This window comes from Thioclava sp. F36-6, from assembly GCF_002020305.1.
GTDB classification, from domain to species: Bacteria; Pseudomonadota; Alphaproteobacteria; order Rhodobacterales; family Rhodobacteraceae; genus Thioclava; species Thioclava sediminum.
Genome location: NZ_MPZX01000001.1, coordinates 596,691 through 621,656 on the forward strand (window position 1 = coordinate 596,691; position 24,966 = coordinate 621,656).

The 24,966-nt window shown below is 65.3% G+C and carries 18 protein-coding genes; 11 read left to right on the plus strand and 7 right to left on the minus strand.

Annotated features, from left to right (window positions below; translation table 11 throughout):
* Nucleotide 1: 1 nt before the first annotated feature.
* The 3 genes from BMI88_RS02865 (at nucleotide 2) to BMI88_RS02875 (ending at nucleotide 3,756) form a co-directional block, all read left to right on the plus strand.
* On the plus strand, nucleotides 2-1,258 hold the full coding sequence (locus tag BMI88_RS02865) for a Dyp-type peroxidase (RefSeq protein WP_078547256.1): 1,257 nt from the start codon (nucleotides 2-4) through the stop codon (nucleotides 1,256-1,258).
* Between the two features lie 233 nt (nucleotides 1,259-1,491).
* On the plus strand, nucleotides 1,492-2,436 hold the full coding sequence (locus BMI88_RS02870) for an HWE histidine kinase domain-containing protein (RefSeq protein ID WP_078545869.1): 945 nt from the start codon (nucleotides 1,492-1,494) through the stop codon (nucleotides 2,434-2,436).
* 237 nt (nucleotides 2,437-2,673) lie between these two features.
* Entirely contained in the window at nucleotides 2,674-3,756 is a 1,083-nt protein-coding gene (locus tag BMI88_RS02875) for a glycosyltransferase (RefSeq protein WP_246831836.1), read from the plus strand.
* Between the two features lie 64 nt (nucleotides 3,757-3,820).
* Here BMI88_RS02875 and BMI88_RS02880 read toward each other — a convergent pair whose 3' ends face one another.
* The 4 genes from BMI88_RS02880 to glgX form a co-directional block, all read right to left on the minus strand.
* Entirely contained in the window at nucleotides 3,821-4,888 is a 1,068-nt protein-coding gene (locus tag BMI88_RS02880) for a sugar phosphate nucleotidyltransferase (protein WP_168173934.1), read from the minus strand.
* A gap of 266 nt (nucleotides 4,889-5,154) precedes the next feature.
* A complete protein-coding gene (gene treY / locus BMI88_RS02885) occupies nucleotides 5,155-7,434 on the minus strand; it encodes a malto-oligosyltrehalose synthase (RefSeq protein WP_078545875.1) in 2,280 nt (759 codons plus the stop codon).
* Complete coding sequence (gene treZ / locus BMI88_RS02890; RefSeq protein ID WP_078545877.1) at nucleotides 7,434-9,161, minus strand: malto-oligosyltrehalose trehalohydrolase; 1,728 nt, start codon at nucleotides 9,159-9,161, stop codon at nucleotides 7,434-7,436. Before treZ ends, treY begins: the two co-directional genes overlap by 1 nt.
* Nucleotides 9,158-11,233: a glycogen debranching protein GlgX gene (glgX, locus tag BMI88_RS02895; protein WP_146673454.1), complete on the minus strand. Its 2,076-nt coding sequence runs from the start codon at nucleotides 11,231-11,233 to the stop codon at nucleotides 9,158-9,160. Before glgX ends, treZ begins: the two co-directional genes overlap by 4 nt.
* Nucleotides 11,234-11,457: 224 nt before the next feature.
* On the opposite strand from glgX, the gene BMI88_RS02900 reads away from it, so the two are divergent.
* A complete protein-coding gene (locus tag BMI88_RS02900; RefSeq protein ID WP_078545881.1) occupies nucleotides 11,458-12,972 on the plus strand; it encodes a catalase in 1,515 nt (504 codons plus the stop codon).
* A 77-nt stretch (nucleotides 12,973-13,049) separates the two neighbouring features.
* On the opposite strand, the gene BMI88_RS19690 is transcribed toward BMI88_RS02900, so the two are convergent.
* Nucleotides 13,050-13,517: a nucleoside deaminase gene (locus BMI88_RS19690; RefSeq protein ID WP_168173935.1), complete on the minus strand. Its 468-nt coding sequence runs from the start codon at nucleotides 13,515-13,517 to the stop codon at nucleotides 13,050-13,052.
* Nucleotides 13,518-14,045: 528 nt separating this feature from the next.
* Between BMI88_RS19690 and BMI88_RS02910 the strand changes: the two genes are divergently transcribed.
* From BMI88_RS02910 to BMI88_RS02920, 3 genes are all read left to right on the plus strand, one after another.
* Nucleotides 14,046-14,582, plus strand: coding sequence for a DUF882 domain-containing protein (locus BMI88_RS02910; protein WP_078545886.1), 537 nt, complete (start codon nucleotides 14,046-14,048; stop codon nucleotides 14,580-14,582).
* A 229-nt stretch (nucleotides 14,583-14,811) separates the two neighbouring features.
* Nucleotides 14,812-15,285, plus strand: coding sequence for a (2Fe-2S)-binding protein (locus BMI88_RS02915; RefSeq protein ID WP_078545899.1), 474 nt, complete (start codon nucleotides 14,812-14,814; stop codon nucleotides 15,283-15,285).
* On the plus strand, nucleotides 15,282-17,549 hold the full coding sequence (locus tag BMI88_RS02920; protein ID WP_078545901.1) for a molybdopterin cofactor-binding domain-containing protein: 2,268 nt from the start codon (nucleotides 15,282-15,284) through the stop codon (nucleotides 17,547-17,549). The genes BMI88_RS02915 and BMI88_RS02920 overlap by 4 nt, the downstream gene beginning before the upstream one ends.
* Nucleotides 17,550-17,601: 52 nt before the next feature.
* Here the strand turns inward: BMI88_RS02920 and BMI88_RS02925 are convergent, their stop codons facing one another.
* Nucleotides 17,602-18,033 (minus strand): MarR family transcriptional regulator, encoded by a 432-nt coding sequence (locus tag BMI88_RS02925; protein ID WP_078545903.1) that lies wholly within the window; start codon nucleotides 18,031-18,033, stop codon nucleotides 17,602-17,604.
* A 109-nt stretch (nucleotides 18,034-18,142) separates the two neighbouring features.
* Here BMI88_RS02925 and BMI88_RS02930 point away from each other — a divergent pair, with 109 nt between their 5' ends.
* Nucleotides 18,143-20,026 carry an FAD-dependent monooxygenase gene (locus BMI88_RS02930; protein ID WP_078545905.1) on the plus strand — a complete coding sequence of 628 codons (1,884 nt, stop codon included), beginning with the start codon at nucleotides 18,143-18,145 and terminating at the stop codon, nucleotides 20,024-20,026.
* Nucleotides 20,027-20,033: 7 nt separating this feature from the next.
* Here the strand turns inward: BMI88_RS02930 and BMI88_RS02935 are convergent, their stop codons facing one another.
* The gene (locus BMI88_RS02935) at nucleotides 20,034-20,894 is read right to left on the minus strand and encodes an NAD(P)-dependent oxidoreductase (RefSeq protein ID WP_078545907.1); all 861 of its coding nucleotides are present in this window, start codon (nucleotides 20,892-20,894) and stop codon (nucleotides 20,034-20,036) included.
* 376 nt (nucleotides 20,895-21,270) lie between these two features.
* Here BMI88_RS02935 and BMI88_RS02940 point away from each other — a divergent pair, with 376 nt between their 5' ends.
* The 3 genes from BMI88_RS02940 to BMI88_RS02950 are packed head-to-tail and all read left to right on the plus strand — an operon-like array spanning nucleotide 21,271 to nucleotide 24,960.
* Entirely contained in the window at nucleotides 21,271-21,990 is a 720-nt protein-coding gene (locus tag BMI88_RS02940; RefSeq protein WP_078545909.1) for a sugar dehydrogenase complex small subunit, read from the plus strand.
* Nucleotides 21,990-23,585: a GMC family oxidoreductase gene (locus BMI88_RS02945; protein WP_078545911.1), complete on the plus strand. Its 1,596-nt coding sequence runs from the start codon at nucleotides 21,990-21,992 to the stop codon at nucleotides 23,583-23,585. The genes BMI88_RS02940 and BMI88_RS02945 overlap by 1 nt, the downstream gene beginning before the upstream one ends.
* 1 nt (nucleotide 23,586) lies before the next feature.
* The gene (locus BMI88_RS02950) at nucleotides 23,587-24,960 is read left to right on the plus strand and encodes a cytochrome c (protein ID WP_078545913.1); all 1,374 of its coding nucleotides are present in this window, start codon (nucleotides 23,587-23,589) and stop codon (nucleotides 24,958-24,960) included.
* Nucleotides 24,961-24,966: the final 6 nt, after the last annotated feature.

Genomic DNA, 24,966 nt, shown 5'->3' on the forward strand with positions numbered 1-24,966 from the left:
GATGCGCGGGCAAGACGATAAACCGGCAGGACTGTCACGGCGTGGGCTGTTTCTGGGCGCGGCAGCGCTCGGCGGCACTATCGCCACGGCGGGGCAGGCGGCGGAGACCGGCAAGGTTGCGCCCGACGCCATGTCCGATCCGGACCAGAGGCGCTACGCCTTTTACGGCACCGGGCCGCAGGCCGGGATCGCCACGCCGCCGCAGCAGCATCTGATGGCCATGGCCTTCGACCTGACCGGGACCGATCCGCGCGCGCTGCAAGTGCTGCTCGCGCGCTGGTCGGCCTCGATCGGGCTGATGATGGAAGGGCAGCCGGTCGGTCCGGCAGAGCCCGACCGCGACACGGCCACCGCGCTCGAGACCGGCGAGGCGCTCGGGCTTGGCCCGGCGGGGCTGACGGTGACCGTGGGCCTCGGCCCGCGCGTCTTCTCCAACGAGATGGGACTGGCGGCGAAGGCCCCGCCGCATCTGCGCCCGCTGGCCGATCTGCCTTCGGACGCGCTGCGCCCCGAGATCAGCGGTGGCGATCTCTCGCTGCAGGCCTGCGCCGACGATCCGCAGGTCGCCTATCACGCGGTGCGCATCCTCGCGCGGATCGCGAAACGCACAGGCGCCGCGACGGTGCGCTGGACCCAGCTCGGCTTCGGGCGCGCCTCGGCCGGGGCAGGGCAGGAGACGCCGCGCAACCTCTTCGGTTATCGCGACGGCACCCGCAACATCACCACGCCAGAGCAGCTCGCACAGCATGTCTGGGCCAATGACGGGCCCGAATGGCAGCACGGCGGCACCTATCAGGTGATGCGCCGGATCGAGATGCATATCGAGAACTGGGACAACGCGCAGGTCAGTCACCAGAACGACGTCTTCGGGCGGCACAAACTCACGGGCGCGCCGCTGACCGGCGAGAACGAATTCGACACGCCCGATTTCAAGGCGAAGAACGCGCAAGGCGAGCCGGTCATCCCGACGCATGCGCATATTCGACTGTCGGCGCATGAAACCAATGACGGCATCCGCATCCTGCGGCGCGGCTACAACTTCACCGGCGGGCTGAATGCGGTCGGACGGCTCGATGCGGGGCTGTTCTTTATCAGCTACCAGAACGATCCCGCGCATTTCGAGGCGCTGCAACGGCGGCTCGGCGCGTCGGATCTGCTGAATGAATACATCTCCCACACCGGGTCGGGACTGTTCTGGGTGCCGCCTGCCGCGCCGAAAGGGTCCTATATCGGAGCACCGCTTTTCGCGGCGGTCTAAGCCTCCGGGGCTGAGCCTGAGTTGAGGCCGTTGCGCGCCGTCGTCGCGGAGAGACCAAGAAGCATCAGAAACCTCAGGAAGTCTGAGCTGTGCCGGGGGCATAGGTGACGGGGGCTGGCGGTTTACAGCAGTTGACTCGGTCGGGGGAAAGGTCACTGTGTCGGGCCGGGCCATTCGGCTCCGCGCCCCGCTCATCCTCCCCCGCACATCGTCAGTACCGAGGTTTCCCCAGCATGTCGCTTCCCCCCATCGGCCTCGAGGACGCATTCGGCATTGCCGGGATCGGCCGCTGGGAATTCTCGGTCGAGGCGCGCCGATTGGTAATCGACGAGCCGTGTCGTCTGCTCTTCGACATCTCCGAGGGAGAGATGGACTTGCAGGACGCAGTGCGGACGCGGGTTGTCGAAGAAGATCGCGCGCGCGTTTTCGAGGCGCTCGACAGCGCCGTGAGCGAGGGCGACCTCTATGACGAGATCTTCCGGATCACCCTTCCTTCCGGCGAGCAGCGCTGGATCCGTGGCGTCGGAAAATACCGCGCGCAGGCGGGCCAGCGCAAAGTCATCGGGGTCAGCTTCGACATCACCTCCGAGCAGGAGTTGCTGGCCGAGCGCGAGCTGCACCTCGCCGAGATGAACCACCGCATCAAGAACCTCTTCGCGCTCGTCTCCGCAATGATTTCCAGCGCGGCCCGCGCGAGCGAAACCAAGGAGGAGATGCTGGACGAGTTGCGCGGCCGCGTAACCGCCCTCGATCGCGCGCATTCCATGATGCTGCGAACGGACAGCACGCAGCCGGTCGCGCTCGGCGGGCTGTTGGAGCGGGTGCTTGCGCCTGCGCGCGCCGAGCAAACCATTCTGCTGTCTGGCGCAGAGGTGATGATCCCCGCGCGGGCGCTGACCTCGCTGGCCTTGATCTTGCATGAATGGGTGACGAACTCCGCCAAATACGGCGCGCTGAGATCCGTGGACGGCCAGATCAAAGTGACGTGGGAGCCCTATGAGAACGGCGTCCACCTCACCTGGAAAGAGCAGGTCCCGGATTACGACGCAGCCGCCGAACAAGGCTTCGGCTCGCGCCTGATCCTCGCCTCGGCGATGCAACTGCGCGCGGAGAAAGAGCGCCGCTATGAGGATGGCTGGCTCATCATCGACATGAAGCTGCCGCTCGACGGGTACTGACGCGCGCGACCCCCGGGGGGAAATCGGGCAACAGCCGAGACTTTCTGCACGATCGGCTCCGCGATGCAGGAACAAGCGTCGCACCCATTGGTTCCCCTACACGATACGATTGAAGTCCCATTACCGAAACAGCCCGTTCATCGCCCGGAGCCCATGCGTTTCCGGGAAGGGAGGCACATGCGCATCGCTATCATTTCCCCAATTCGTCACCCCATTTCGGCGCCCTTCATGGGTGGGATGGAGGCTCATTCCTACGCGCTCGCAGGCGCCCTCGTCGCGCGAGGGCATGAGGTGACACTGTTTGCGTCGGGCGACAGTCAGCCGCCCGAAGGGGTGGAGCTGTATCCGGTCACGGAGAAGCATGTCGACAGCGCATATCCGTCGAAAGGCGGCCGCGAGTCCGATGTGCCCGATACCCATCTCGACGGTGCCTTCGCGGGCATCCTGCAGAAGTTGGAGACGGGGGGCTTCGACATCATTCACAACAATTCACTGCACCGCTATCCGCCGCGGTTGGCGCGGCGGGAGCGGATCGCGATGCTGACCTCCCTGCATGTGCCGCCCCTCGAGACGCTGCGCGACGCCGTCCACGATGCCCGCGCGCCATGGTGTCGTTTCACCGTCTGCACGGGGGCGCAGCGCGAGCGTTGGGCCAAGCCCGACTGCGACCTGTCCTTCCATGTCGTACCGAACGGGATCGATACCGGCGTCTGGGGCTTCTGCCCTCATGCCGATGGCTCGGCGGTCTGGTTCGGGCGCATCACTCCCAACAAGGGCACCGCCGAGGCCGTGAAGGCCGCGCGGATCGCGGAGCTGCCGCTGCGGATTTACGGGCCAATCGAGGATCGTGCGTATTTCGACGACACCATCGCCCCCTATCTCGGGTCGCAGATCACCTATGGGGGCAATCTGACGGCGGAGGAACTGAGCGCCGAGGTCGCCAGGGCGTCGGTCTGCTTCTTCACGCCGGTCTGGGATGAACCCTTCGGGCTCGCCGCAGCCGAGGCGATGTCCTGCGGTGTGCCCGTCGCTGCCTTCGATTCCGGCGCGGTGCGCGAGGTCGTGGGCGAGGCGGGCGTGATCGTTCCCACAGGCGACGTGTCCGCGCTCGCGAATGCTGCACGCAAGGCAATGACCTGCGACCGACAATTCGTGCGCGACCGGGCGGTCGCCCGTTTCGGGGTGGAGCGAATGGTAGACCGCTACGAAGAGCTCTATCGCATGTGCATGGCGGGGCTTTCTGAGCCCGCGCCCGAGGTCGATTTCGCGCCGGACGATCTGCCGGCGGCAGAGGTCGGTGTCAGGCTGGCGGTGGAATAGCGCTGGAATGAAAAAGGCGCGGACCGCTGAAGGTCCGCGCCCGAAAGCGTCTCGGAATTGGCAGCTAGTGCAGCCGCTCTCTGGAGCGATCAACCATCGCCTGCGTGATCAGGTTGGTGTCGCCGCTGCGGCGGAACCATTGCATATTCGTGCGTCCGATTCCTTCCACGATCGTTCCGGCTGGCAGCGAGACATCGGGTGCCAGCAGCGTATCGGTCAGGTGGCAATCGCGCGAGACGGCCCCTTTTGCCGTCAACGCGGAGCGCCGTCCGACCCCGATGACGCCCGGCTGCGCCTCGAGATGCAGGCAGTTCAGCGGCGGGCTTCCCCGTGCCGTGCCGCCTTGTGGGGCCGCGAAATCCAGAAGCGCTGAGCGATAGTCGTCGAGCGTGTCGATATCGCGCCAATAGGCTTCGCGGCCGGTGTCGCTGCGCGGCAGACGGTAGACTTGCAGGGCCTTCTCGCGCAGCGCGGCTTCCAGCAGGTCGGCCTCGATCGAAATATCAAACCGGCCCCGCGACAGCTCCGGGAGTTCCTTGCGAAGCCACGCTGTCTTGAAAAGATAAATGCCCGTGGCAACCAGGCTGCGACCCGAGCTGTCGCCGATCTCGGCGGGCGCGCTCGGGCGATGGGTGAGCGCGCTGACATGCCCGTCTCGCGCGACCTCCAGCACCGAATGATGCTCCGCATCCGAGGATGAAAGCGTTGCGGCGACCAGCGTCGCGGGTGCATCACTCAGACGATGGCGCTGGATGAACGGACGCAGATCGATGTCGCAAATCTGATCGGCGGGCATCACCAGAACGTCGCTCACGCCTTCGCGCTCGAGCAGGTCGAGATTGGCGAGAAGCGCATGGGCCGTGCCACGATAGCCGCCGCGCGAGAGCCGCGTCGCATCGCGGATGAGCAGCCCGTCTGTGAAGGCAACCGCCCATTTGTCGCGCAGATGCCGGATCAGCGGCGCGGGACGATATTGCGTCGCGATGATCGCCCGTGTGAATCCGGCAGCACGCAGCGAAGCAAGGGTGAAATCCACCAATCTCTGGCCGCCAGCGCCGAAGGGCAGGGCAGGTTTGCAACTCTCCTCGGTCAGCTCGTACAGACGCTTTCCGCGTCCACCGGCCAAGACCATTGGAAGACAGCCGTTCAATAAATTGGGTCGTTTCTGAGCCAGCATCAGAGTTCCTCCCCCGTGACGCTGCGACATGAATAAGCTTAACGCTTTTCAAAAATGAAAGCCATGAAACGGGTCCGCAGTTCCCGGATTTCCGCCGGTTCGCGGTAAGATTTTCGCGTGTGTTTTTTGACCGTTTCGAGAGCTTCCCGATAACCCTTTGAGTCTAGGGGGCGGTCTCGGACGATGTGTCAAAAAGCAGGTCGCGCCAATCCGCCGATCAATTAGGCAGGCGGCGGAAATGCGAGGCGGGCGGCAGTGTCCTCTGCCGCCGAATCGCGAATCTCGAAGAGCGCGCCATCGCTGAGATCGCGAAGGTCACGACGGAAGCGCAGGGTGATTTCGCGCCCGCCCGCGCGACGGGTGAGCGTAAAGATACCGTCACGCTCTGCCGCCTCGGCGGTGCCTGCGCGGAACACGTCCTCCGCCTGTCGTCGCAGCTTCAGGAGGTGTCGCGTTGTGTCCGATTTCGCCTGCTCGAAGGACGTCAGGGTTTCCGGCAAAGCGAAAGGGCGGCGATTGTCGGGATCGGTCAATTCGTAGAGGGCGCGCTCCCCGCGCTGGTAGATGTCGGGCATGCCGGGCAGCATCATCTTTAGTGCCAGTTGCACCAGCGACAGCCGCTGCCCCGTCGCGATCAGCGGCGCGAGTTCGGCTGGCGGCTGCGCCTCCCATGCCGCGCAAATCCGCCGCGCCGCGTTCAAGGCGGCGTCCTCGGCTTCGATGTCGGGGAAGGACCAGCGCGTGATCTCCCCGCCCTCGCGCAGGGCTTTGCGCAGATGCTCGGTCAGGCGCTCGCACAGCTCCGGACCGGGCGCGGGGTCGTCCCAGATGCCCAGAAGGCTCTGCGTGGCATACCACACGAAACCGGCATCCGAGCGTGCGGCGTCTTGCATCGCGGTATCGAACAAATCGGCAAAGGTCTCGGGATGGTGCGAGATCGCAGCGATCCGCATCCGTGTATCCTCAGCGCGTTTCGTGTCGTGGCTCGAGGTGAGCGTCAGCGCCGTATCTCGCTGGCCCTGCGCGCTGGAGAACCACGCGTTGAGCCCTTCCGCGTCGAGCAGCGGCGTATCGGGTTCCGCGCCGACCTCATTGGCAGCGAGGTAACGGGTGTGGCGGAAGAAGGCGGTGTCCTCCTGTGCCTTCGCCACCACCGCGCCCGTCACCTGCTGAAACCGGATGCGGAACTTGAGGCTCGGCTTATCCTTCCCGTCGAGCAGCAGCCCGGCAAGCAGATCGAGCGCCTCGCGTTGCGGCAATGTCTCTGCCGCAGCTTCCACCGTCTCTTCAATGATGGCGCGGTCCTCGGGTGTCGCGGGCGGCGTGGTGATATAGCTGCGATAGCGCGGGAAGAAGATCAGGAGCGCCAGCATCGCCTCGCGCAGCGTCTCGGCATCCGGCGGGTCGAGCCGATCCACCACGAGCGCCGCCTGCGCAAGGTCGATCAGTTGGTGCAACTCGGCCGCGAGGTCTTCGGGGATCACCTGCGCGCGCGCCTCGCGGCATATCGTCTCGTAATCGTCGCAGCCGCCGGTGCGGTCGCGCCAAAGTGCGTCGAGCCGCGCGAAGCCTTCGGGTTCGGTCAGCAGACAGCAAATTTGCCGTCCGGCCTCGTATCCGGTCGTGCCGTCGGTCTGCCACCCGGCGGGCATCGCCTCATCGTCGGTCAGAATCTTCTCGACCCAGACCGGGACCGCATCGCCGACCGTCTGGCGCAGCCGCTCCAGATAGGTGGCGGGATCGGCCAGCCCGTCGATGTGATCGATCCGTAGCGCGTGGGCGAGCCCCTCGCGCACCAGTCGGGCAGGCAGTTCCGTCATCGCGGCGAATACCGCCGGATCCTCGATGCGCATCCCGATCAGCCCGGTGACGTTGAAGAAGCGCCGATGCGAGAGCGCGCCGCGTTCGCGCGTCCAGTCGCGCAGCTGCCAGTGCTGGTGCGTCAGGACCGCAGCGATGTCTCCCAGCGCCTCCGTGCCGGGCGCGAGCGGCAGCCAGCCGCCCTCCCATTCCACCGCGCCACCGTGATCCTCAGTCAGTCGCAGCTCGCCCCTCGCCAGCATGTCGTCGAGCGGCTCCGGCAGGAAAGGCAGGATCAGTTTTTGCGACCAGTCGATCGCGAAGTAATCGGCATAGGCGCTGTCGGGGCCATGGCGCATCGCGTCGCGCATCCACGGATTGTCGAGCGAGAGTGCGGTGTGGTTCGGCACGAGGTCGAGCACGATGCAGAGCCCCAGCGCCTGCGCGGCCTCGGAGAGGCCTCGAAACCCTTCCTCGCCGCCAAGCGCCGGGTCGATCTCCTGCGGATTGGCCACGTCGTATCCGTGGGTCGAACCTTCTGTCGCGGTGAAGATCGGCGACAGGTAGAGATGGCTCACGCCAAGGTCGGCGAGATAGGGCAGGAAAGTTTTCGCAGCCGCGAAGTCGATGCCGTTTCGCAATTGCAGCCGATAGGTCGCGATCATGGGGCGGGCGGTGGCAGCGGGCAGATCGGAGGGCATCACTCAATCCTCATGTCGATGGCGAAGGCGTCCCGGCGCGGGTCGCCCATCGAGAATAGCGCAGGCTCCCGGCGCGGCGCATTGGATGCGGGTGCCCCGAGGCTGACGAGAATATCGAGCGTCCCCGCTGCGAAAGGCCAGCGCGCGTGGAAGGCCTTCGCCCCGTGGCGCGTGACCTCGCCGGGGCCGCGCTTACCGCTGCGCAAAAGCGGCAGCAGATGCGCCCGGCGCAGGCTCAGAAGTTCGCGAGTCAGCCGCAGCCACTCCTGCGCGCGGGGCCCGGTGTCGCGGTAAGGGTAGCACAGGCGCGGTGTCTCGGGCGAAGCCGGGTCGATCATCGCCCCCGTGTCGTAGCCGATGGCTTGCAGCTCTTTCGTCCGGCCCGCGCGCAGTGCGGCGACGGCGTCCGGCGGTGGATCGGCGAAGAAGGGAAAGGGGGCGGTCGCGCCGACCTCTTCGCCCATGAACAGCATCGGCGTGAAGGGCATCAGCAGCAACAGCGCATGGATCACCGCACCCGCCTCATCGCCGATCAGGCTCAGGAGGCGCTCGCCCTCGGGGCGGTTGCCCGCTTGGTCATGGGTGAGATTGGCGTTCACGAAAGCGGACCATGGCAAATGGGCAGCGGGCGCGCCGCGTGCCTTGGTGCCATCGGAACGGGTCTGGCCTTCCTCTACCTGTCCCTGCGCCATCGCGCGCGCCAGACCGCCGAACGGGTCGGCGGCATGGGCCTCGTAATAGCCCTGCGTCTCTCCGGTCAGGGCGACATGCAGCGCGTTGTGCCAATCGTCGTTCCACTGCGCGTCGTACCCGGCGTCACGCAGATCGGGGAGGTTGCGCTCGTCCTCGAGGATCAGGTGGATCGGACGGCCCCGATCCTGTGCGCGGATCGTTCGCAAAAGCTCGATCAGGAAATGCGGCTCGGACGGATCGCGGATCGCGTGGACCGCATCCAGCCGCAGCCCGTCGAGCCGATACTCGTCGATCCATCCCGTCGCTGCCTCGCGCAGCAGCGCGCGTACCTCGGGTCGCGTGAAGTCGATCGCATCGCCCCATGGCGTGGCCTCCCCACCGAATGTCTGGGGCGCATAGGCGTGGAGATAATTCCCGAAGGGGCCGAAATGGTTCAGCACCAAATCGAGGATCACCATGATCCCGTGGCTTTGCGCGGCGCGAATGAAGGCGCGCATCTCGTCGGGACTGCCATAGGCGGGATGCGGGGCGCGCAGCAAAACCCCGTCATAGCCCCAGCCATGAGCGCCATGAAATTGCGAGACCGGCATGATCTCGACAGCCGTGATGCCGAGACCTGCCAGTTCGGGCAGGCGTTCCGCGGCAGCAGCGAACGTGCCCTCGGGGGTGAAGGTGCCGATATGGATTTCGAGGATCACCGCCTCGTCCCATGGCCGCCCTTGCCACGGCGCGCCCCAGTCGAAACGGGCCGGATCAACGGTCAGCGACGGCCCGTGAACATCGCCTTGCTGGCGGCGCGCGGCGGGATCGGGGTAGTCGGTGCCGTCGAGGCGGAATGCGTAGGGCAGTCCGTCGCGGGCCGCGACGGAGACCTGCCAGCCGCCGTCGCCCACTGGCCCCATCTCGTGCGCCGATCCGTCCAGCACCAGCTCCGCGCGTTTTGCGGCAGGGGCCCAGATGGCGAAGTCCCAGTCACCCTCCGCCCCCGGATGCGTGCCCCAGCGAAGGGGCCGCCGATCGCCTGCCGCCGTCACGCGTCGCCCTCGTCGCTCGCAGCTTCGCTCTCACGGCAAAACGCGTGCAGCGATTGCCACGGCAGCGACTGCACTCCGTCGACTGCCTCGTCGCAGCGCGGATCGTCCCGGGTCGTGTCGAGGATATGGTGCCAGCCGTCGCCGGGCAGGGTGAATTCGCAGGCGTCGCCCGCATTGGCGACGATCAGCAGCTCGGGGTAGCCTGCCAACCGGTGCCGCAATCCGACGCAGCACTGCCCCGCTTCCTGCCAGTCGCCATCCTTCATCTGCCGCCCCGACGCGTGCCACCAATCGCTGACCGGGGTCGCGGCGTTGGGTGCGAAGGCGGGCGGAGCGAGGTGGTAGCGCCAGTCCTGCCGGAACGCGACCATCGCGCTGAGGCTGTCGCGCAGATCGGTCCGCGCGCCCTCCCAGTCGATCCAGGTCGTCTCGTTGTCCTGACAATAGGCGTTGTTGTTGCCGTTCTGGCTCTGGCCCATCTCGTCGCCTGCGAGGATCATCGGCACGCCGTGGCTGACCATCAGCGAGCCCAGCATCGCGCGCGCCCTACGCAGGCGGGCGGCGTTGATCTCGGGATCGTCGGTCGGTCCTTCGACGCCCATATTGTCGGACAGGTTATGGTCGTGACCGTCGCGATTGCCCTCGCCATTGGCCTCGTTGTGCTTGTGGTTGTAACTGAGCGTATCCCACAGCGTGAAACCGTCATGTGCAGCAAGGAAGTTGATCGAAGAGGTCGCGGGGCGATGCGTGTGGTCGAACTGCACCGGCGAGCCCATCAGCCGCTGGGAGATTTTCGGCAAGAGCCCCGGATCGCGCCGCCAGAACGCGCGGGTGTCATCGCGGAACTTGTCGTTCCACTCGCGGAAGGGCCAGGGAAAGCCGCCCACCTGATAGCCGCCTTCACCGATATCCCACGGCTCGGCGATCAGCTTTACGCCGGACAGCACCGGGTCCTGCCGGATAGCGTTGAAGAAAGCGCCCTCGCGTTCGAAACCGTCGGGTTCGCGGCCAAGTGTCGAGGCGAGGTCGAAGCGGAAGCCGTCGACATGCACCGCCTCCACCCAGTAGCGCAGGCTGTCCATCACGAGGCGCAGCACCATCGGATGGGCGACGTTGAGCGTGTTGCCGGTGCCGGTCGTGTCGAAGCCGTGGCGTTTGTTTTCCGGTGACAGCAGGTAGTAGCTGCGATTGTCGATGCCCTTGAAGCTGAGCGTCGGGCCGAGCTCGTTACCCTCTGCGGTGTGGTTGTAGACCACGTCGAGGATCACTTCGATCCCGGCGGCGTGGAAGCGTTTCACCGCGGCGCGCACTTCGCGCACGTCCTCGCCAGCCAGATAGCTGCGATTGGGCGCGAAGAACCCGATCGAGTTGTAACCCCAGTAGTTCGACAGCCCGTTCTCGACCAGGTGGCGGTCCTGCACGATGGCATGGATCGGCAAAAGCTCGATCGTGGTCACGCCGAGCGTCAGAAGGTGGTCGATGATCGGCGGCGAGGCGAGCGCGCGGAAGGTCCCGCGATCGGCCTGCACGACGCCGGGATGGCGCATCGTCAACCCCTTCACATGGGCCTCGTAGATCACGGTTTCCGACCACGGGCGGTGCAGCACCTGATCCTGATCCCAGTCGAACTGGGTATCGACCACGATGGCTTTCGGCATGAACGGGGCGGAGTCGCGGGTGTCCTGCTTCAGATCGGAGCCGCCAATGGGATAGCCGAACAGCGCATCGTCCCATTTCAGATAGCCCCGCATCGCCATCGCGTAAGGGTCGAGGAGCAGCTTGTTCGGGTTGAAGCGCAGCCCTTCTTCGGGGGCGAACCGCCCGTGGACGCGGTAGCCATAGGCGAGGCCCTCCTGCGCGCCGGGCAAATGGCCGAACCAGATCCCGCCCTCCTGCTGCGGCATCTCCAGCCGCGCGAGTTCCTCCTGGCCCTCATCGTCGAAAAGGCACAGCTCCACCTTCTCGGCCTCTTCGGAGAAAATCGCGAAATTCACACCGTCTCCGGTGACGCGCGCGCCAAGAGAATCGGGTCGCCCCGCATACGGATCGAAACGCAGCGAACTGGGGGTCATAGGGGGAGGCTCCATTCGGAAGAAACGGCGACGCGCCAGCGGGTTCAATGCGCCGTAACGTAAACGGTTCCCGGGCATGCGGTGCAAAGAAATGGTTCGGGGAAGGGCCGCACGCGTTTCGATCGACATATCGGAGCCGTGAATTCAGTCGTGGAAACTTCAAGGAACTGCGCCACGCCCCCTGCGTTTCCGAACCGATATTTTCCAAAATCTGAGGTTCCGACATGACGAACGACAAGCGCGGACGCCCCGCCACCACAGACGGGGGCGCCCCCGTCCAAAGTCTCGAACATTCGCTCACGGTCGGTTCCGACGGTCCGATCGTTCTGAACGATCACTACCTCATCGAGCAGATGGCGAATTTCAATCGTGAGCGCATCCCGGAGCGTCAGCCCCACGCCAAGGGCTCGGGCGCGTTCGGCCATTTCACTGTGACGGGCGACGTCTCGAAATACACCAAGGCCAAGGTGTTCCAGCCGGGTGCGAAGACCGACATCGTCGCGCGGTTCTCGACCGTCGCAGGCGAGCGCGGCAGCCCCGACACATGGCGCGACCCGCGCGGCTTCTCGGTGAAGATGTATACCGAGGAAGGCAACTTCGACATGGTGGGCAACAATACCCCCATCTTCTTCGTGCGCGATCCGCTGAAGTTCCAGAGCTTCATCCGCAGCCAGAAGCGCCGTGCCGATAACGGTCTGCGCGACCACGACATGCAGTGGGACTTCTGGACCCTGTCGCCCGAGAGCGCGCATCAGGTCACCTATCTGATGGGCGATCGCGGCATCCCGCGGACCTGGCGCGAGATGAACGGCTATTCGAGCCACACCTATTCGCTCGTCAATGAGGCGGGCGAGATGTTCTGGGTGAAGTTCCACTTCAAGACCGATCAGGGCGACGGCAACGCGCATTTCACGCAGGAAGAAGCGGACGAGATGGCGGGGGCCGATAGCGACTATCACCGCCGCGACCTGTTCAACGCGATCTCCGAGGGCAACGCTCCGAGCTGGACGCTTTATTTCCAGATCATGCCCTTCGAGGATGCCAAGACCTATCGCATCAACCCGTTCGACCTGACGAAAGTTTGGCCGCACAAGGACTATCCGCTGATCGAGGTTGGCAAGATGGTGCTCGACCGCAACCCGACCGATTTCCACACCGAAATCGAGCAGGCAGCCTTCGAGCCCAACAACATGGTCCCCGGCGTGGGTCTCTCGCCCGACAAGATGCTGCTGGCGCGCGGCTTCTCCTATGCCGACGCGCACCGTGCGCGGCTCGGGGTGAACTACAAGCAGATCCCGGTGAATAAGCCGCAGGCCGAGACGAACGCCTATACCAAGGACGGCGCGCTGCGGGTCAACAAGTCCGAGGATCCGGTCTATTTCCCGAACTCCTATGGTGGCCCGGAAGCGCATCCGCAGGAATCCGAAGCCGGTCTGTGGTACTCCGATGGCGAGATGGTCCGTCAGGCCTATACGCTGCGCGAGGATGACGACGACTGGAGCCAGGCAGGCGCGCTGGTGCGCGACGTGATGGACGACGCGGCGCGCGAGCGTCTCGTGAACAACGTCACCGGTCACCTCTGCGACGGTGTGAGCGAGAAGATTTTGCAGCGTGCGTTCGAGTACTGGCGCAACATCGACGGCGATATCGGCGCGCGCATCGAGAAAGCGGTCCGCGACAAGCTGGGCGGTGAATCGAAAGCGCCGGGCATGGCTTCGGCGAAAAGCATCAGCGGCTAAGCTGAGCGTCAGACAGACCAAAGGAAAAGGCGGGGCTCGGCCTCGCCTTTTTGCTATCCGCTTAGCTTACAGAGGCGTCACTCCTCGCCATCGACATAAAGCGCGACGACATCCTCCTCCAGCACGCCGCCGATCGCTTCGAAGGCTTCGCCTGCGTCGCGGAATTCGGTCAGCGTCAAATCGGGAAAGACGAAATACTTCCCCGCGACATTCTCCTTCTGCGCACCGAAGATGATCCGCTTGATCCTGGCGAAGCGTGCCGCCGAGAGGCACATCTCGCAGGGCTGCAGCGTCGTCAAAAGCACGCAGCCGTCGAGCGACGGGTCGTCCTGCGCCCGCGTCGCTTTCGCGATCGCCACGATTTCGGCATGGCGGGTCGGGTCGCAGTTCAGATGCACCTCGTTCTCCCCCTCGGCGATGATCTCCCCGTCGCGCAGGATCGCGGCGGCGATCCCCGCCTTGCCCGGCTCCTGTGCGGCCTCTTTCGCCTTGGCGATCAAGCGGGCCATCGCCTCGCGTTCGGTCGGAGTGGGGTGCTCGGGCATGGATGCGATCCTTTCGGCGGTCGGAGGTGAACGGGCGGGCGCGGCGGGCGCGCAGGGACGAACGCCCACGGCTGCGCGCTGTTCCCCGCTTGCGGTTGCGACCAATCCCACACGCGCGCCGATTTTTTCGGGAACCCATGTCGACATTCGGCGTTGGACGAGACTTACCGGTGACCGAAAGGCGCGCCGAGAAGCTGCTGCGTCTTCGTGGGGTCCAAGTCTCCACGGGGCGAATCGGGTGGTGGTTTCAGGTGCGGTGACGTGTCCGGAAGCCAAAATCCGGCCTCTCGTGTGTGTGAGGCCGTCCTCGTGCTCCCTCGCGCCTGCGTGACCTGCAAGGGCTGCGCGGGTTTCAAGAGGTAACATCCGGTCAGATGACCTTGAGGTGAGGGCGTCTGTCGGCAACTCCCTGCTGAGCTCTCGGCATTTGGCTGCCGGTTCCATCGATGGAACCCAGTGCGGCCCTTTTGTTCGTCCCCGAAATTTCGAATTTGCGCCCTTCGACACGCATTCGAAGGGACATCTATCATGGCAAAGGCATCAGGACTGCTCCGTCGCGAGTTTCTCCTGGGCGCGGCGGGCGCCCTCGCAACCCCCTACATCGTCACCCCGGCACAGGCAGGCCAGACGGACGAGCGCCGCCTGCGCTTCCACAATCCGCATACCAACGAGAATTTCGACGCGGTCTATTTCGCGAAGGGCCAGTATGACGACGACGCGATGCGCGAATTCTACCGGATCGCCCGCGACTGGCGTCAGGAGAAAGAGGTGAAGATCGACAACCGCACGGTCAATATCGCCTACAATATGCAGAACATGCTCGAGCAGAGCACGCCGCTGATGCTGGTGTCGGGCTATCGCACGCCCAAGACGAACCGTCTCGTGCACGGCGCGACGCATAGCTATCACATGCGAGGTGAGGCGCTCGATCTGACGCATCCGCATGTCTCGACCAGCACGCTGCACAAAGTGGCCCTGCGCATCCGTGGCGGCGGTGTCGGCTACTATCCGAGCGAGCATTTCGTGCATGTCGATTGCGGCCCGGTCCGCACCTGGCGCGGCTGAGCGCAGGACTTCCAAAGACCTCCGGCGCGGTGCGCGGTTTCCCTGCCTTCACGGGATCGACACGAGGGCAGGGCGCCGCGCCGCGCTGACGCGCCGGCACCCCCGGCGGTTCCATCTTCTCGCGAAGTTTTCACGAAAATTTAGTGCCTCGCGCCACTCGTGCCCTAGGTGGAGAGCGGCCAACCAGCGCCGCGCGAGCGCTCACCGATGAAACGGCGAGGAGGAATTCATGAAATTGAAAATCAACGGCAAGTCCGTCGACGTGCAGTCCGGCCCGGATACCCCGCTCCTTTGGGTGATCCGCGATGAGCTCGGCATGACCGGCACGAAATTCGGCTGCGGGATCGCACAATGCGGCGCCTGTTCGGTGCTGCTTGATGGCACGGTTCAGCGCAGCTGTGTCCTGCCCGTCAGTGCCGTCGGCGACAGCGAAGTCACCACGATCGAAGAGATCGAGCACGACCCCGTCGGCAAGCGTGTCGTCGAAGCCTGGGTCGACAAGGAAGTACCGCAATGCGGCTATTGCCAGTCGGGTCAGGTGATGGCGGCGACCTCGCTGCTGAAGGAAAACGACAAGCCCACCGAAGATGACATCACGGCAGCTATGACCAACCTGTGCCGCTGCGGCACCTATAACGCGATCAACGATACGATCGCCTCGATTGCCGGTACCGATGCAGCGAAAGCGGGGGACGCGCAATGAACGACCACGATCCCAAGATCTCCGATCCCGGCTACCCGACCGGCGCGCCCGAGAACGTCTCGCGCCGCCGCTTCCTGCTGGCCTCGGCCGGCATCACTGCGGGCTCGCTCGTGCTGGGCTTCGGCCTGAGCGTCGCGCCCAACAAGGCGTCCGCCGCCGCCGCGAAGGACATGCCGCCCGGCGCCAACGTCCCGGCCTTCCTCGAGTTGCGCAAAGACGGCAAGGTCCGCCTGCTGAGCCCCTTCAACGAGGGCGGCCAAGGTGTCTTCACCGCGATGGCGCAGATCGTGGGCGAGGAAATGGACGTGGCCCCCGATAGCTTCATTGTCGAGAACGCGCCTGCGGGCAGCGATTACCTCGTGGTCTATGGCAAGATGCGGATCACCGGCGGCTCGATGTCGGTGCGCACCAGCTACGACACGATGCGCAAGCTCGGTGCGGCGGCACGGCAGATGATGCTGGAAGCGGCGGCGAAGAAGCTCGACGCGCCGGTCTCTGACCTCTCGACCGAGCCGGGCAAGGTGGTCCACAAGGCCTCCGGCAAGTCGCTGGGCTATGGCGAACTGGCGGGCGATGCGCTCGACCAGGAGGTGCCGAGCCCCGACTCCGTGACGCTGAAAGACCCGAAAGACTTCAAGTGGATCGGCGAGCCGGTGAAACGCGTCGATGTCTACGAGAAATCGACCGGCAAGGCGATCTATGCGATGGATGCCAAGGTCGACGGGATGCTGCACGCCGCCGTCCAGCACGCGCCACGTCTGGGCCTCAAGCCCGGCGACATCAGCAACCTCGATGAGGTGAAGGGCATGGCCGGCGTCATGTCGGTGCATAAGCTCGACGGGGCTGTTGCGGTCGTGGCCGAGCGCTTCTGGGATGCGAAGACGGCGGTCGAAGCTGCGAAGGTCGACTGGCAGGAGCCGAGCGAGGAGGAGAAGTCCAAGATCCGCTACATGCCCGCCGATTTCTCGACCGAGGAGTTCGCAAAGCAACTGGCCAATACAAAAGGCGACGGCACCGAGGCCGAGAGCGAAGGCGACATCGCGTCGGGCTTCGACGGGGCTGCGAAGACGGTCGATGCGACCTATCAGAGCCAATACCTGCACCACGCCCAGATCGAGCCTGCCTCGACACTGGCGCGGTTCAACGAGGATGGTTCGCTCGACATCTGGTTGCCCAATCAGGCGCCCGAGCAGTTCCAGGCTCAGATCGCGGATGCGGCGGGCATCAAGCCCGAGCAGGTGAAGGTCAACTCGCCGATGCTGGGCGGTTTCTTCGGGCGGCACTTCCTGTATCCGGCGGCGAACCCCTTCCCGCAGGCGGTGCAGCTTGCGAAAGAGGTCGGCAAGCCGATCAAGGTGATCTGGACGCGCGAGCAGGAATTCCTGCGCGACCCGCTGCGTCCGATGGCGGCGGTGCGTTTCCGCGGTGCGCTGGACGATCAGGGCATGCCGGTGGCGCTCGAGGCGATCTCCGCCTGTGAAGGTCCGACCGAGGCGCTCAACGGCCATAACCCCGACAAGGTCGATGCGATGGCTGTCGAGGGGCTGACCGGCAAGAGCTACGCGATCCCGAACCGCCGCATCGCGCAGAACTATGTCGAGAACCCGACCTCGCTCGCCTATTGGCGTTCGGTCGGTCATTCGATGAACGACTTCTTCTATGAGGCCTTCCTCGACGAGATGGCCGATGCGGGCGGGCAGGACCCCTATGAGCTGCGCATGAAGCTGCTCGAAGGGAACGAGCGTCTGACCAATCTGCTCAAAGCCGTAGGCGATCTGTCGGGCGGCTGGAAGCGTGGGCCCTTCGACGCCGAGGACGGCACCCGCCGCGCCCGCGGTGTCGCGATGGCGTCGCCCTTCGGCAGCGAGGCGGCGGCGATTGCCGAAGTCTCGATTCAGGACGGCCAGATCGTCGTGCATGACATCTGGGACGTGCTCGATCCGGGCAGCATCGTGAATCCGTCGATCATCAAGGCGCAGATCATGGGGGCGGCCACGCTCGGCACCTCCGAGGCGCTGATCGAAGAGGTCGCCTACAAGAACGGCGAGCCGACCGCGCGCAACTTCGACTACTACCCGATCCTCGGTGGGGCGCGTGCGCCGCGCATCCATGCGAAGGTGATCGAGAGCGGCGCGAAGATGGGCGGCGTGGGCGAGCCGCCGCTGCCCGCCGTGCCGCCGGCGATTGCCAATGCGGTCTCGGCGCTGACCGGGCAGCGCGTGCGTTCGATGCCGATGGACAAGCTCGACCTGAAGAAGGGCTGAGCCCGTCCGGACGGAAAGATATGGAGGGAGGCGGCGCGATCCGCCTCCCTTTTCAGTCCTGCGGGGCGACCGCCTTGCGGGCAAGCGCGATGAATTGCGCGGCCTCCTCGTCGCTCAACCCTTCCAGGATTTCCGCCTGCAGCCGCGTCACCACGGGCCGCGCGCCCTCCAGCGCAGTTGCCCCTTCCGGCGTCAGATGCAGGCTGCGGGCGCGCCGATCAGTCTCGCTGACGGCCCGCGCGACAAGCCCTTTCTGCACCAGCCGCTTCACCACATCCCCGATCGTCGCGCGGTCATAGGCGATGCGTGATGCCAGCTGCGCCTGATCCATTCCCGGCTCACGCGACAGCGCGTCGAGCGCTGCGAATTGCACCGAGGTCAGTTCCACCGGGGCGTCCTTGATCCGCTTCTGAAACACCGCCGTCGAGCGCTGGTTCAGCCGTCGGATCAGGTGGCCGGGCAGGGTTTCGAGATCGCGTTTCATCGAGGGCGCTCCGGTTTGGGGTGCTATTCGATATGTATACTTACCATATTGACGTGACGCCAGCCTTTCCGGTAATGGTAAGTATGCATATCAATTGGGAGGGCGCGCTATGCAGTTTCATCTGAACGGGTTCACTACCGGCGATCCGGCCATCGCGCCGCGTCATCCGCAGGCGGGGGAGGCGCTCGACGCGGTCGATGTGCTCATCGTCGGATGCGGCCCGGCGGGGCTGACCCTTGCGGCGCAGCTTGCAGCCTTCCCCGAGATTTCCGTGCGCATCACCGAGCGCAAACCCGGCCCGCTCGAAGTCGGGCAGGCGGATGGCATCGCCTGCCGCTCGGTCGAGATGTTCGAGGCTTTCGGCTTCGCCGAGAAGGTGATGAAAGAGGGCTATTGGGTGAACGAGGTCGCCTTCTGGCGGCCCGGTGCGCAAAGCGAGGGACTGCAGCGCGCCGACCGGATTCAGGACGTGGCCGACGATCTGTCCGAGATGCCGCATGTCATCCTCAATCAGGCGCGGGTCCATGATTTCTACCTCGAGAAGATGCAAAACGGTGCACGCCGTCTGACCCCGGATTACGACCGCGCGCTGACCACGCTCATCCGCACCGACGATCCCGATTATCCGCTGGTCGCGACATTCGACTGCCTCGATGCGCCGGGCGAGACCGAGACGATCCGCGCGCGCTATGTCGTCGGCTGCGACGGCGCGCGCAGCACGGTGCGCAAATCCATCGGGCACGAATTGCACGGCGAATCCGCGCGCCAGCTTTGGGGCGTGATGGATGTACTGCCGGTCACCGATTTTCCCGATATCCGGCTCAAGGCGGCGATCCAGTCGGCGACCGAGGGCAGCATCCTCATCATCCCGCGCGAGGGTGGCTATCTGGTGCGGCTCTATATCGAGCTCGACGCGCTGCATGGCGACGAGCGCGCCGCGGATCGCAATGTCAGCGCCGAGATGCTGATCGAGAAAGCGCAGGCGATCCTCTCCCCCTACACTCTGGAGGTGAAGGAGGTCGCATGGTGGTCGGCCTATGAGATCGGCCAGCGTGTCTGTGACGGGTTCGACGACAGCGACGGGGGCGGCGACGGCGTGACCGAGCCGCGCATCTTCATCGCGGGCGACGCCTGCCACACCCATAGCCCGAAGGCGGGGCAGGGTATGAACGTCTCGATGGCCGACACGTTCAACCTCGGCTGGAAACTGGCTGCCGTGCTGCGCGGACAGGCGCGGCCAGAGCTGTTGCGGACCTATTCGGCGGAGCGGCAGGCCAAGGCGCAAGAGCTGATCGACTTCGACCGCGACATGGCGCGGCTGTTCAGCGCGAAGCCGCAGACCAAGGAGGAAGAGGCGCAGTTTCAGGCCTATTTCCAGAAACACGGGCGCTATACCGCCGGGGTCGAGACACAATATGCGCCGGGGCTCCTGATTGGCGACGCCGCGCATCAGGCGCTGGCCGCCGGGCAGGTCGTGGGCAAGCGCTTCCACTCCGCGCCGGTGGTGCGTTTGGCGGATGCGAAGCCGGTGCAGCTGGGCCATGCGTTCAAGGCGGATGGGCGCTGGCGGCTTCTGGCGTTTGCGCCGACGGGTGACACCGGCGAGGCGGGCGGAGCGATCGCGCAGCTATGCGACCGGCTCGATCAGCCGGACGGGCTCATTCACCGCTTCACGCCCGAGGGCGCGGATATCGACAGCGTTATCGACCTGCGCGCGGTCTTTCAGACGCCCCATCGCGAGATGCGCGTCGAGGCGCTGCCCGCGCCCCTGCGTCCCAAGAAGGGGCGCTACGGGCTGGTCGAATACGAGAAGGTCTTCTGCCCCGCCGTCACTGGCCCCGACATCTTCGATCTGCGCGGCGTCGACCGGGCGCAGGGCGCCTTGCTGGTGCTGCGGCCCGATCAATATGTCGCGCAGGTCTTGCCGCTCGATGCGGTGGATACGGTCGCGGATTTCTTCGACCGCATCCTGATCCCGCAATCGGCAGGCTGAGGGCGCCTCAGTCGCGGTTCACCCGCACGACACCGGTCATGTTCTCATCGCCATGACCGGCCTCGCTGGCCCGCGCAAAGAGGCGTTTCGCGGCCTCGGTCATCGGCATCCGCGCTTCTCCGCCCTCGGCGATGGCATAGCGGAAGTCCTTCGAGATCAGGTCGACCGGAAATTGCGGCGTGAAATCCGAGCGCTGCATCGTGCCGGTGATATAGGGCGCGTTCGGCGTCCAGATCGGGGTGGAAGACAGCGCCTCCAGCGCAAGATCGACATCCATGCCGCCGCGCTCCAACATCGGAATGATCTCCGCCCAAGCGGCGACCTGAACGCCCAGCATCGCATTCGTGGCGAGCTTCATCCGGGCGCCCATGCCCCAGGTGCCGACATGGTGCTGCGCCTTGGCGAGCGGCTCGAGCACGTCATGCACACGGCCTGCGGTCTCGGCCTCGCCGCCGAGGAAATAGACCAGCACACCGTTCTCCGCCTGCGGCAGCGTGCCGGAGACCGGCGCTTCGACAAAGCGCCGCTGCTGCGCGGTGGCGTAGCTGCCAAGCTCCGCGGCCCCCTCCGGGGTGATGGTCGAGCTTTCGATCGCGATGGCATCTTCGGAAAGCCCGGCGAAAGCGCCGGTTTCCGGGTCGCACCAGACATCGCGCGAGACCTCGGTATCGCGCAGCATCGAGATCGTGAATTCGGCCTGTGCTGCGGCGTCGCGCGGGGTGTCGGCCTGCGTGGCCCCCGCCTCGACCAGCGGCGCGCAGCGCTCCGGCGTCCGGTTCCAGACGATAAGATCGTGGCCCGCGTCCAGAAGGGTCCGCGCCATCCGCGAGCCCATCGCGCCCATGCCTAGAAATGCGATCTTTGCCATGCTCTGCTCCTGTTCGTGAGGGTGTTGCTGGCCGAATGCGACGTGCCTTCGCGGGGTTCCGGGCGTGGCGTGCACATCCCGGTGACCGGGCCGATTTCAGACGCGGCCGCGTTCGTTGGCGGGAATACGTGAGGGCCTATCGAACGCGCATCCCGCGGCCTTTGTTCCTTGACGATAACGTGCGGTAGCGGGCGGTTGCTGGCCCCGACCGCGGCCCTACCGTCAACCTACGCCACCCCGAATGCGTGAAAGCGTCACGATTATGACGAAGGCAGCCACGATCCGACCGCTCCATCCGCGCGATTGCGCGGGGATGGAGGGTCACTGCGCATGGCTGTTGCTTACGCTCCGTTTTTAGCCCCGGGAGGAGGATGCCATGAGCCTCGACCGCAGACGTTTCCTGATCGCCTTGGCAGGCACCGTGCCACTTGCAAGTTTGACACCCGGTTTCGCCCGCGCCGCCGATAGCGCCGCGCCCAGCGATGCCTTTCTTTCCGTGAGCCGCGCGATCTGTGGCAATGACAGCCTCTCAAAGGAAAGCGCCGCGCGGATCGAGAAGCTGCTGAGCGAGGACGATGCAGGCTTTGCCGGGAAGCTGGACGGGCTCGCTAAAGCGTTCGACGGCAAGGACCGCGCCGCCGCAATTGAAAGCCTCAGTGACGACCAGACCACCCTCGCGCTGAGCATCGCGAAGCCGTGGTATCTCGGATTCACCGGCTCCCCCTCAGCACGCATCCTGAAAGACGATGCCGAATTCGCGACCTTCCTCGAGGCGCAGGCCCTGACGAAGGTGAGCGACATCGTGCCCTTGCAGACTTACCCCTCCGGCGGTGCCGGCTGGTGGGAAGCGGTGCCCGAAGGTGTCGATGCCTCGGACCTTCCCGAGGAAGCCACGAGCTGGGAGTACCAGCCCAAATCCAGCTACGAGCTGCAAGATCCCGATCCGGCATGGCTGGCCTATGCCAAGGGTGAGGCCGACAGCGTCGACGCCGCCCGCAAAGCGCAAGGCGCGGACAGCGGAGGTGGCACCGGTCAGGGCGCCAGTGGCTCGCCCAACCCCGCATCCAATTCCGACTCCCAGCAGGAGGCACAGTAATGGCTGATTTCGATGCAGACGTGATCGTGGTCGGGTCGGGCTCGCTCGGCGGTCTGGCCGCGCAGCAGATCGCACAGGCGGGCCATTCGGTGATCGTGCTGGAGGCAGGTCCCGACATTCCCGACTGGAAAGTCACCGAGAACTGGCGCAATTCGCCGCGCAAGAACAACTTCAACGACCCCTTCGGCGATGTGCCCTACGCGCCCAACAGCTTCACGCCCGGCTATGTCGATCCGCATCTGACCGGCGGGCTCGACGTGTTTCCCGGCACGCTGCGGGTGCTGGGTGGCACCTCGCGGCACTGGACGGCAGCGACGTGGCGGCTCTTGCCCGAGGACATGGCGATGCACTCGACCTACGGGATCGCCGAGGACTGGCCGATCAGCTATGACGATCTGGAGCCCTTCTACACGCAGGCCGAATACGAGATCGGCGTGAACGGGCAGAAAGGCTTCGACGAGAGCGGTCTGGGCAAGGGCGAGACTTATCCGCCGCGCTCGAAACCCTATCCGCTACCGCCCGAGGCGAAACCCTATGCGACCCAGCGGCTACAGCAGCAGGTGGCGTCGATGGGCTTTCGCGTCGATATCGCGCCCTCGTCGCGGCTGTCGCAGCCCTACGACAACCGGCCCGCCTGTATCGGCAACAATATCTGCAACTGGAACTGCCCGATCGGTGCGAAACATTCGGGCTATCACGTGGTGCAGAAGATCCGCGATCTTGGCGTCGAGATCCGCACGCAGGCCATCGTCGACAAGATCGAGACCGGCGACAAGGGCAAGATCACGGCGCTGTCCTACATCAATCCCGAAGGCGACCGCACGCGGCTGACCGCGAAGATGTTCGTGATCGCCGCGCATGGCTATGAGACGCCGAAGCTCTTGTTGATGAACGATCTCGCGAACAGCTCCGACATGGTCGGGCGGCGGCTGATGATCCACCCGACGATCGATATGACATGGCTCTCGCCCGAGCCCTATTGGACGGGGCGCGGCCAGAATATTCACGGTGCGATCATGCAGCGCCGCGCGCTTCCTGATCGCGACAAGGTGCCCTCGACGCGCTACGACCTGCTCAATGCGCCACCCGAGGAAGGCATCGCGCAGGGGCTGTTGAAGGACGGCACGCTCGGCCCCGAGCTCGACGCGAAAATTCGCGACCACTCGGCCCGCGTCTTCACCGCCGAGGCGCTGACCGAGGACCTCCCCGATCCCGCTAACCGGATCGAGGTGAACCCCTCTTGGAAAGACGCCGTGGGGCTGCCCGGCATCAAACTGACCTACAAGCTCTCGGATTACACCAAGGCGAACCTGCCGCGGCTGATGGAGGATTACGCGCGCTTTCTGCAGGCGACTGGCGGCACCCGCGTCTCCGCGCCCGAGAAGTTTATTTGCCAGCAGCATGTGATGGGCACGACAGTCATGGGCAGCAAGGCCGAAGAGGCGGTCTGCGACGCCGATCTGCGCTGTTTCGACCATGAGAACCTGTTCCTTGTGACGACCGGCGTGATGCCGACGGCGGGCGGGGTGAACCCGACGCTGACCGGCATGGCGCTTGCGATCCGCGCGGGCCAGACCATCGCGAAGGAGCTTTGAGATGCGTGTTCTGATCCTGGCCACCGCCGCCTTCGCCGCGATCTCTCCGCTGGCAGCCAACGCGCAATCCGGCTCCGATGCTTCGGCAGGCGACCTCGTGAAGCGCGGCAAATACCTCGCCATCGCGGGGGATTGCTCCTCCTGTCACGCGGAGAATTTCTCCGGTGGTGAGAAGATCGAAAGCCCGATTGGCGCGATCTATGCGCCCAACATCACGCCCGACGAGAAGACCGGGATTGGCGACATGACCGAGGCGGAATTCGAAGGCGCCCTGCGTCGCGGCAAGTCCGATACGTGGCTTTATCCGGCGATGCCTTACACCCATTACACCGGCCTGACCGCTGCCGATGTGAAAGCGCTCTGGGCCTATTTTAAACAGGTCGAACCCGTCGAGAACGAGGTGCCCGAGACCGATCTAGGCTTCCCCTTCGTGCGTCCGGCGATGATGGGCTGGAACACGCTGTTCCTCGACAAGGGCCATCCGCCCGGCGCGGTGGATGTCTCGGGCGATCAACTTCAGCGCGGGCGCTATCTGGTGGAGACGCTGGAGCATTGCTCGTCCTGTCACAGCCCGCGCGGGACGCTGATGCAGGAGGATACCAGCAAACACCTCGCCGGGGGGATGCTGAACGGTTGGTATGCGCCGAACCTCACGCCGTCTGACAAAGGCGGTCTGGGCGACTGGAGCGAGGCCGATATCGTGGCCTATCTCAGCAAGGGCCGAAATGCGCACGCCGTCGCGGGCGGCGAGATGGGGCTCGTGGTCTCGCGCTCCACCTCGAAGCTGTCGAGCGACGACCTCACGGCGATTGCGAAATACCTGAAGGCTGTGAAGCCGGTCGACACGCAACCCGAGGCCAGCGGACCCGACGGTCAGGCGACGCTCGACCTTGCCGCGCTCGAGGTGCCCAACGGCGATTGGCAATCCGTGGTCGGCCACGACACGACCGATGGGGCGACACTCTATCAGGGCGCCTGTGCGACCTGCCACGGCATGAATGGGCAGGGCACCGCCGCGCCCGCGCTGTCCCAGATCTCTGACGTGCGCGCTGCGAATGCGGCGAATGTCGTGCAGGTGATCGCGCATGGGATCAACATGCCAAACGATGCGCGCCACGTCGCTATGCCGGGTTTCCAGCGCACGATGAGCGACGCGCAGATCGCCTCGGTCGCGAGCTATGTGCGCAGCAATTTTGGCGGCGTCGATGGCGAGGTTACCAAAGGCAGCGTCGCCAATATCCTGAGCGGCAAGCAGCCGGTCAGTTGGATCATCGCGAACGCCGCGCAGTTGGCTTGGGCGGCGATCGCCGTGGCGGTGCTTCTGGTACTGGCGCTGATCGGTTGGGCCGTGATGCGGACGCGGCGCAGGGCCTGACGCCGC

What these genes read in the sequence shown, in the direction of transcription:
- BMI88_RS02865 (WP_078547256.1), top strand. Translation starts at nt 2, where the DNA reads ATGCGCGGGCAAGACGATAAACCGGCAGGACTGTCACGGCGTGGGCTG.
- BMI88_RS02870 (WP_078545869.1), top strand. Translation starts at nt 1,492, where the DNA reads ATGTCGCTTCCCCCCATCGGCCTCGAGGACGCATTCGGCATTGCCGGG.
- BMI88_RS02875 (WP_246831836.1), top strand. Translation starts at nt 2,674, where the DNA reads ATGGAGGCTCATTCCTACGCGCTCGCAGGCGCCCTCGTCGCGCGAGGG.
- BMI88_RS02880 (WP_168173934.1), bottom strand. Translation starts at nt 4,888, where the DNA reads ATGGTCTTGGCCGGTGGACGCGGAAAGCGTCTGTACGAGCTGACCGAG.
- treY (WP_078545875.1), bottom strand. Translation starts at nt 7,434, where the DNA reads ATGCCCTCCGATCTGCCCGCTGCCACCGCCCGCCCCATGATCGCGACC.
- glgX (WP_146673454.1), bottom strand. Translation starts at nt 11,233, where the DNA reads ATGACCCCCAGTTCGCTGCGTTTCGATCCGTATGCGGGGCGACCCGAT.
- BMI88_RS02900 (WP_078545881.1), top strand. Translation starts at nt 11,458, where the DNA reads ATGACGAACGACAAGCGCGGACGCCCCGCCACCACAGACGGGGGCGCC.
- BMI88_RS19690 (WP_168173935.1), bottom strand. Translation starts at nt 13,517, where the DNA reads ATGCCCGAGCACCCCACTCCGACCGAACGCGAGGCGATGGCCCGCTTG.
- BMI88_RS02910 (WP_078545886.1), top strand. Translation starts at nt 14,046, where the DNA reads ATGGCAAAGGCATCAGGACTGCTCCGTCGCGAGTTTCTCCTGGGCGCG.
- BMI88_RS02915 (WP_078545899.1), top strand. Translation starts at nt 14,812, where the DNA reads ATGAAATTGAAAATCAACGGCAAGTCCGTCGACGTGCAGTCCGGCCCG.
- BMI88_RS02920 (WP_078545901.1), top strand. Translation starts at nt 15,282, where the DNA reads ATGAACGACCACGATCCCAAGATCTCCGATCCCGGCTACCCGACCGGC.
- BMI88_RS02925 (WP_078545903.1), bottom strand. Translation starts at nt 18,033, where the DNA reads ATGAAACGCGATCTCGAAACCCTGCCCGGCCACCTGATCCGACGGCTG.
- BMI88_RS02930 (WP_078545905.1), top strand. Translation starts at nt 18,143, where the DNA reads ATGCAGTTTCATCTGAACGGGTTCACTACCGGCGATCCGGCCATCGCG.
- BMI88_RS02935 (WP_078545907.1), bottom strand. Translation starts at nt 20,894, where the DNA reads ATGGCAAAGATCGCATTTCTAGGCATGGGCGCGATGGGCTCGCGGATG.
- BMI88_RS02940 (WP_078545909.1), top strand. Translation starts at nt 21,271, where the DNA reads ATGAGCCTCGACCGCAGACGTTTCCTGATCGCCTTGGCAGGCACCGTG.
- BMI88_RS02945 (WP_078545911.1), top strand. Translation starts at nt 21,990, where the DNA reads ATGGCTGATTTCGATGCAGACGTGATCGTGGTCGGGTCGGGCTCGCTC.
- BMI88_RS02950 (WP_078545913.1), top strand. Translation starts at nt 23,587, where the DNA reads ATGCGTGTTCTGATCCTGGCCACCGCCGCCTTCGCCGCGATCTCTCCG.